This window comes from Klebsiella sp. 18074 (assembly GCF_902705905.1).
Lineage (GTDB): Bacteria > Pseudomonadota > Gammaproteobacteria > Enterobacterales > Enterobacteriaceae > Klebsiella > Klebsiella terrigena.
This window is the reverse complement of sequence record NZ_CACSIS010000027.1, coordinates 82,574-89,437: the sequence shown is the minus strand read 5'-3', so window position 1 is coordinate 89,437 and position 6,864 is coordinate 82,574. Positions and strand designations below refer to the sequence as shown.

Genomic DNA, 6,864 nt, shown 5'->3' with positions numbered 1-6,864 from the left:
AAAGCATGAAGTTGAAGAGAGCCAGCTCCCTCTAAAAGAGGTGTGAAGGGAAGGCTCTCAGAGTCTGGACTTAGTACGCCCCTATGGGGCGTTTTCAATGCCACCTGCTATGCAGGTGGTTTTTTACTTTTATTGCCGCGAGATTCTTTAAATGAAAAGCGCCGCACGTCGTGCCGGATTCCGCCCGCTGGCTGCCGGGAGCCGTCATATTCTGCTGCGCCCGGCGGCGCTGAAGAGTGCCGCCGGGCTGCTCGCCGCGATCGCCATTCTCGGCGCGTTTGGTCTGACGCGCGGCAGCTTCCCGCTACCTTCCGGGACCGTGCTGCGGGCGCTGCTGGATGCGGATAGCCTCAGCGGACAGCAGCGCTTTATTCTGTTCGATATCCGCCTACCGCGGCTGTTTATGGCGCTGCTGTGCGGGGCGATGCTGGGGATGGCCGGCGCGGCAATGCAGAGCATCACCCGTAACGGGCTGGCGGACCCGGGGCTTATCGGCGTCAAGGAGGGGGCCAGCGTGGTGGTATTGGCGCTGATCCTGTTCTTCCCGGCGACGGCGCTGGCCTGGAGACCGCTGGCGGGAATGGCCGGCGGCGTGCTGGTGGCGCTGCTGGTGCTGGCTCTGGCGCGCGACTGCTCGCGGCCGCGCTTTATCCTGATCGGTATCGGCGTCTCCTGGACGCTGGCCGCGGCGGTGGGCATTTTTATGACCACCGCCGACGTCCGCGACGTGCAGACGGCGATGATCTGGCTGGCGGGAAGCCTGCACGCCGCGACCTGGCCGCTGCTGGCGGTCGCCGCCTGCTGGGCGCTGCCCGGCGCGCTGATCCTGTTTCTTACCGCCCGCGCGGCGGACGTGGCGCTGCTCGGCGACCGCACGGCTATCGGCCTCGGCGTCCGGCTACAGCAACTGACGCTGCTGCGCTTTTTTGCCCCGGTGCTGCTGACCTCCGCCAGCGTCTCCTGCGTGGGCAGCCTCGGCTTCGTTGGCCTGATGGCGCCGCATATGGCGCGCTTTGTGCTGCGCGGCGGCCAGGTCTCTCTGCTGTGCGGCAGCGCACTGATTGGTGCTCTGATGGTATTAGTGACCGACACCATCGGGCGGGTGGCCTTTGCGCCGCTGCAAATCCCGGCCGGGATTGTCATCGCCCTGGTGGGTTGTCCGTTTTTTATTCTGCTGCTGTGGCGTCGTCGTGATGCCCTGTAACTCTCAAGGATTGCTATGCGTTGGTTAGTTCCTCTGCTGCTTTGCGTGGCCGGTACCGCCGGTGCCGCCGCGGGTCAGACGCAAAAATTTACCGATGATTTAGGTCGGGTGGTGAACGTTCCGCTGCATCCGCAGCGGATTGTCTCGATGCACGATCTGGATATCACGATCCCGCTGATCGAGCTCGGCGTGCCGCCGGTCGCCAGCCACGGGCGTACGCGTCCCGACGGTAGCCACTATCTGCGCTCCAGCGCCCAGCTTACCGGCATCGATTTTGATAACAGCGATATTCAGTTTATCGGCACCGCGGATATCGATCTTGAAGCCGTGGCTGCGGCTAAGCCGGACCTGATTATTACCGAGCCCAGCCGCCACGTCTCCGTGGAACAGCTGGAGAAGATAGCCCCAACGGTGAGCATCGACCATTTGCAGGGCAGCGCGCCGCGCATTTACGCGAAGCTGGCGCAGCTGACCGGCTCCGAGCCGCGGCTGGCGGTGCTCGAGCGGCGCTATCGGGAGCAGATTAAGCAGCTGAAGGCGGCGGTCGATACGCAGAAGATTACCGTCTCGGTGATTCAGGCTAACGGCGGTAAAGTGACCGTCCATCACGCTTATCACGCCCTGGGCCGCGTGCTGCGCGACGCCGGCTTTCGTTTTCCGCCGCTGATTGAGCGTATTCCCGACGGCCAGCGCATCGACGTCAGCGCCGAGCAGCTGCCGGAGCTGGATGCCGATTTCGTTTTCGCGACCTGGCGCTCCGATACCGGCGGTAAGCCGCAGGACGAGCTGCAGGCGATGGAGACCGTGATGCCGGGCTGGTGCGACTTTATGCGCGCCTGCCGCAGCGGACGCTATATCCTGCTGCCGCGTGAGGACGTGATCTCCAACTCCTTCGCCGCGCTGAGCCTGATGGCGGCCGAAGTGCAGTCGCATATTGCCGGACGTCCGCTGCCACCGGAGCTTAAATGAAAACTCCGGCCAAACGCGAGAAAGGGCGGGTCGACCTGTTTGGCGACCGTTTTCGCGCCCGGGCGCATCAGCTGTCGCCGCGCCTGCTGGCGGTGGTTAGCTATATCAACGATAACCGCGAGGTGGTGCTGGAGCGCACGGCGATGGAGATTGCCACCGCCACCCACACCTCCGACGCCACGGTGGTCAGGGCCATCCAGGCGCTGGGCTTTGCCGGGCTGCGTGAGCTGAAGCAGACGATGGAGCGCTGGTTTGGCCCGTCGATTACCTCCTCGGAGAAAATGCTCTCGACGGTCAATGTGCTCTCGACGGACGTCAATTCGAGCATCGATTTCGTGCTCGAGGGCCACCAGCGCGCCTGCGAGATGCTCTCCCGCCCCGACAACCGCGCGGCGGTCGCGCAGGCGGTGGCTCTGCTCACCGACGCGCGCCAGGTGGCGATTTTCGGCATCGGCGCCTCGGGGATTCTGGCGGAGTATACCGCCAGGCTGTTCAGCCGCATCGGTCTGCCTTCGTACGTCCTTAACCGCACCGGTTTTAGCCTCGCCGAACAGCTGATCGGCCTGCAGCGCGGCGACGTGTTGATCATGATGGGGCAAAAATCGCCGCACCGCGAAGGCATGACCACCCTGCGGGAGGCCCGGCGGCTCGGTATTCCGACCATTCTGCTGACCCAGGCGGTGGACTCCCGCTTCAGCCAGGAGGCGCAGGTGGTTATCGAGGTGCCGCGCGGCGGCGATAACGGGCGGGTGCCGCTGCACGGAACGGTGCTGGTGTGTCTGGAAATGATGGTGCTCTCGGTCGCCTCTACCGCTCCGCAAAAAACCATGAAGTCGATGAAGCGCATCAACGAACTGCATAAAGCGATCGGTAAATCTGGCGGTAAGCGCAGCTAACTGCCAGATAAATCACCGCAGCGCAGGTTTGTGGTTGCATGCTATGCTGAGTGTGTGTATTTTTATGCAAAATAAATGCATAAAAAGGATCTATCATGGTTAAGAAGTGGATGAAAGCGTGCTGCCTGATGGCGGCAATGATTGGCACCGCGCAGGCGGCGCAGGAAACCTACGTTGTCGGTTCCGGCGGCACCTATCGCCCGTTTGAGTACGAAAACAGCCAGAAGCAGCTGCAAGGTTTTGATATCGACATTATCAAAGCGATCGCTAAGGCAGAAAACTTTGATATCAAGCTGGTCAACACGCCGTGGGAGGGGATCTTCGCTACCCTCAACACCGGCGATCGCGACATTATCATCTCCGGGATCACCATTACCGATAAGCGTAAGCAGATGGTGGATTTTTCCGCCCCTTATTTCCCGGCCGAGCAGTCGATCGTGGTGCCGTCGGATTCGAAGGTGACCTCGCTGGCGGCGCTGAAAAGCGAGAAGGTTGGGGTGGTGAACTCCAGCACCGGCGATATCGTGGTTTCTGACGTGCTGGGTAAAAACAGCACCGCCATTAAGCGCTTCGACAATACGCCGCTGATGCTGCAGGAGCTGTTTGAAGATGGCGTCAGCGCGGCGGTCGGCGACGTTGGGGTGGTGAAATACTACATCAAGCAGCATCCGGAGAAGCAGTTCAAGCTGGTGCCGGACGCGAAGTTTGAGCGCCAGTACTTCGGCATCGCCGTAGCCAAAGGCAACAGCGCGCTGCAGGCGAAAATCAACGCCGGCCTGCAGAAAATTGTCGCCGACGGCACCTACGCCAAAATCTACAAAACCTGGTTCGACGACAACGTCCCGACGCTGCCAGCGCAATAAGATCTATTTTTTGTCTTACTCACGGCTATCGGCTTTGACGATAGCCGTATTTTTTAGGGAAGGATTATGACGGGATTCCGTTGGGAGATCATCGAGGAGTACGGTCCGCTGTTTATGGACGGCGCCTTGATGACCATTAAATGCACCATTATTTGCGTGATCCTCGGCACCCTGTGGGGGCTGACCCTCGGGCTGGGGCGAATGGCGAAGGCCGAGCACGGGGTATGGAAATACGTCCTGCGCTACCTGGTCCAGTTCCCGGTACGCTTCTACGTCAGCGCATTTCGCGGCACGCCGCTGTTCGTGCAGATCATGGTGGTTCACTTTGCGCTGGTGCCGCTGTTTATCAACCCGCGCGACGGCCTGCTGGTCACCGGCGGGGTGATGAGCGCCGATTTTGCCCGCGAGCTGCGCTCTAACTACGGCGCGTTTCTCTCCTGCGTGGTGGCGATAACGCTCAACGCCGGGGCCTACGTCTCGGAAATTTTCCGCGCCGGCATTCAGTCGATCGATAAAGGGCAGATGGAAGCCTCTCGTGCGCTGGGGATGCCGTGGTGGAAAACCATGCGCCAGGTGATCCTGCCGCAGGCGTTTCGCCGCATTCTGCCGCCGCTGGGCAACAATGCCATCGCTATCGTTAAGGACTCCTCGCTGGCGTCGGCGATCGGCCTTGCCGACCTGGCCTACGCCGCGCGTACCGTCTCCGGCGCTTACGCCACCTACTGGGAACCCTACCTGACGATCTCTCTGGTCTACTGGGTGATTACCTTCCTGCTGGCACAGCTGGTTAACCGTCTGGAAAAGAGGTTTGGCAAAAGTGATTCACATTAACAATCTGCACAAGCGCTTCGGTGACAGCCACGTTCTGCGCGGCATTAGCTGCGATATTCAGCCGCAGGAAGTGGTGTGCATCATCGGCCCCTCCGGCTCGGGGAAAAGCACCTTTCTGCGCTGCATGAACGCGCTGGAAACCGTCAGCGAGGGCGAAGTGGCGGTCAACGGCTTTGCCGTCCACGACCGCACCACCGACCTGAACAAGCTGCGTGAAAGCGTCGGCATGGTCTTTCAGCGCTTCAACCTGTTCCCGCATATGACGGTGCTGGAAAACCTGATCATGGCGCCGATGAACCTGCGCGGCATGGCCCGGCAGGCGGCGATTGCGCTGGCGGAAGAGCTGCTGGCAAAAGTGGGGCTGAGCGATAAGCGCGACGCCTGGCCTTCCAGCCTCTCCGGCGGCCAGCAGCAGCGGGTGGCGATTGCCCGCGCGCTGGCAATGAAGCCGTCGATTATGCTGTTCGACGAGCCGACCTCGGCGCTCGACCCCGAGCTGGTCGGCGACGTGCTGGCGGTGATGAAAAATCTCGCCAGCGAAGGGATGACGATGGTCATTGTGACCCATGAAATGGGCTTTGCCCGCGAGGTCGCCGACCGGGTTATCTTTATCGACGGCGGGATTATTCAGGAGCAGGGCCGGCCGGAGCAGATCTTTAGCGCCCCGAGCAACCCGCGCACCGCCGCGTTCCTCAGCAAAGTGCTATAAGAAAAGCGGCCGCCAGGGCCGCTTTATCGTATTGCTGCAGGCGCAACGGCGCGCTACTGCGCCGCTTCGCTAACCTCATCGACCGAAGCTTCACGCTCGTTAGCCAGCAGCGTCTTCTCGCTTTTACCTAATCCCTGAATCAGCAGGAACAGCAGCCCGCTGGCGAAGAGGGTGACGATCAGACCGTCATATCCCGAAACGCCGATCGCCAGGCTGCTGATCACCGGCCCGGCAACGCTCCCCGCCGACCAGAAGAAGCCCAATAGCGCGTTTATCATGATCAGCTTTTGCCCGGAGAAGGTTTTACCCGCCCGCACCAGCGACAGGGTATAGAGCGCGCCCGCCGCCGCCCCGAGCACCAGGCAGCCGACGATCAGCTGCATGCGCGAGCCGAGCAGGAAGGGCAGCGCCAGCAGGGTGAAGCAGAACACCAGCGCGCAGCTGAGGTGCACCCGGCGGATGCCAAACTTATCGGCAATCCAGCCGAGCGGCGCCTGGAACAGCGCGTCGCCGGTTAGTACCACCGTCACCAGCAGCACCGCCATCGACTCGTTTAGCCCCTTATCCATGCCGTACAGCGGCAGCAGCGCCAGGATGCTGGCATCGAAGAAGGAAAAGCAGAATACGCCGGAGGCCAGAACCGGCAAAAATGCGCCGAGGCTACGCCAGCTGGCGCGTCCGGCGAGGCTCTCACGGCTGCCGCCCGGCAGGTGGCGCAGCATAAGCAGACACAGGGCGGTCAGGCCGCAGATCGCCAGCAGCGCCCATGACTGGTAGGCGGGGCCGGCGGAAATGAGCAGCGGTCCGGCCAGCTGGCAGCCGGTAAACGCCGAGGCGTAAATCCCGGTCAGGGTGGCGCGATTTTTACCCGCCGCCCCGCCGGTTATCCAGCTCTCTCCCAGCACGATAATCACCCCCGAGGCGAGGCCGGTCAGGAAGCGCGGCAGCAGGAGCTGCGGTAGATCGACGGTCAGGCAGGAGGCAACCGTCGCCAGGGCCAGCAGGATCAGACTTGCGCTGAGCAGCACGCCCATCTCAAAGCGGCGGCACAGCCCGGGCGAGAGGAAGGAGGAGAGCATCATGCCCGCCGGCGGCAGCGCGGCCAGCAGGCCAACGTAGAGGGTATCAATTTGCTGCTGCGCAAGCTCAAGGCTGATAAGCGGCACCGTATAGCCGGTGATAAAGCCTACCAGCGAGGCGGCCATGATCATCGCCAGCGTGGGCGCTAAGCGATTGTGGTCTGGGTTAAACATTTTATTCCCGATAACGGAAGTCAACAGGTGGATAATCTGGCGAATCGCCAACAGCTCTGCATATTAGTTAATCATATGGCTTCTGTCACCGTTGAAATGGCTACCATTAATTGAGAAGGGGGCCGCGGCCGCTCGCCAA

At 61.7% G+C, this 6,864-nt stretch carries 5 protein-coding genes and 2 pseudogenes; 6 read left to right on the top strand and 1 reads right to left on the bottom strand.

Annotation, left to right across the window (positions count from 1 at the left end):
• Positions 1–151: 151 nt before the first annotated feature.
• The 6 genes and pseudogenes from GVK32_RS22530 (at position 152) to GVK32_RS22505 (ending at position 5,472) form a co-directional block, all read left to right on the top strand.
• On the top strand, positions 152–1,204 hold the full coding sequence (locus GVK32_RS22530) for an iron ABC transporter permease (protein ID WP_159872495.1): 1,053 nt from the start codon (positions 152–154) through the stop codon (positions 1,202–1,204).
• Positions 1,194–2,173 (top strand): annotated as a pseudogene (locus tag GVK32_RS22525) (ABC transporter substrate-binding protein). Before GVK32_RS22530 ends, GVK32_RS22525 begins: the two are co-directional and overlap by 11 nt.
• Positions 2,139–3,069, top strand: a pseudogene (locus GVK32_RS22520) (MurR/RpiR family transcriptional regulator). The pseudogenes GVK32_RS22525 and GVK32_RS22520 overlap by 35 nt, the downstream one beginning before the upstream one ends.
• 95 nt (positions 3,070–3,164) lie before the next feature.
• A complete protein-coding gene (locus GVK32_RS22515) occupies positions 3,165–3,932 on the top strand; it encodes a basic amino acid ABC transporter substrate-binding protein (RefSeq protein ID WP_159872489.1) in 768 nt (255 codons plus the stop codon).
• A gap of 66 nt (positions 3,933–3,998) precedes the next feature.
• Positions 3,999–4,763 carry an amino acid ABC transporter permease gene (locus GVK32_RS22510; protein WP_041146000.1) on the top strand — a complete coding sequence of 255 codons (765 nt, stop codon included), beginning with the start codon at positions 3,999–4,001 and terminating at the stop codon, positions 4,761–4,763.
• Positions 4,750–5,472: an amino acid ABC transporter ATP-binding protein gene (locus tag GVK32_RS22505; RefSeq protein WP_041147669.1), complete on the top strand. Its 723-nt coding sequence runs from the start codon at positions 4,750–4,752 to the stop codon at positions 5,470–5,472. The genes GVK32_RS22510 and GVK32_RS22505 overlap by 14 nt, the downstream gene beginning before the upstream one ends.
• Before the next feature lie 53 nt (positions 5,473–5,525).
• Here GVK32_RS22505 and GVK32_RS22500 read toward each other — a convergent pair whose 3' ends face one another.
• Positions 5,526–6,725 (bottom strand): MFS transporter, encoded by a 1,200-nt coding sequence (locus tag GVK32_RS22500; protein ID WP_159872487.1) that lies wholly within the window; start codon positions 6,723–6,725, stop codon positions 5,526–5,528.
• Positions 6,726–6,864 lie beyond the last annotated feature (139 nt).

Coding starts and splice junctions, on each gene's coding strand:
- GVK32_RS22530 (WP_159872495.1), top strand. CDS start 152: ATGAAAAGCGCCGCACGTCGTGCCGGATTCCGCCCGCTGGCTGCCGGG.
- GVK32_RS22515 (WP_159872489.1), top strand. CDS start 3,165: ATGGTTAAGAAGTGGATGAAAGCGTGCTGCCTGATGGCGGCAATGATT.
- GVK32_RS22510 (WP_041146000.1), top strand. CDS start 3,999: ATGACGGGATTCCGTTGGGAGATCATCGAGGAGTACGGTCCGCTGTTT.
- GVK32_RS22500 (WP_159872487.1), bottom strand. CDS start 6,725: ATGTTTAACCCAGACCACAATCGCTTAGCGCCCACGCTGGCGATGATC.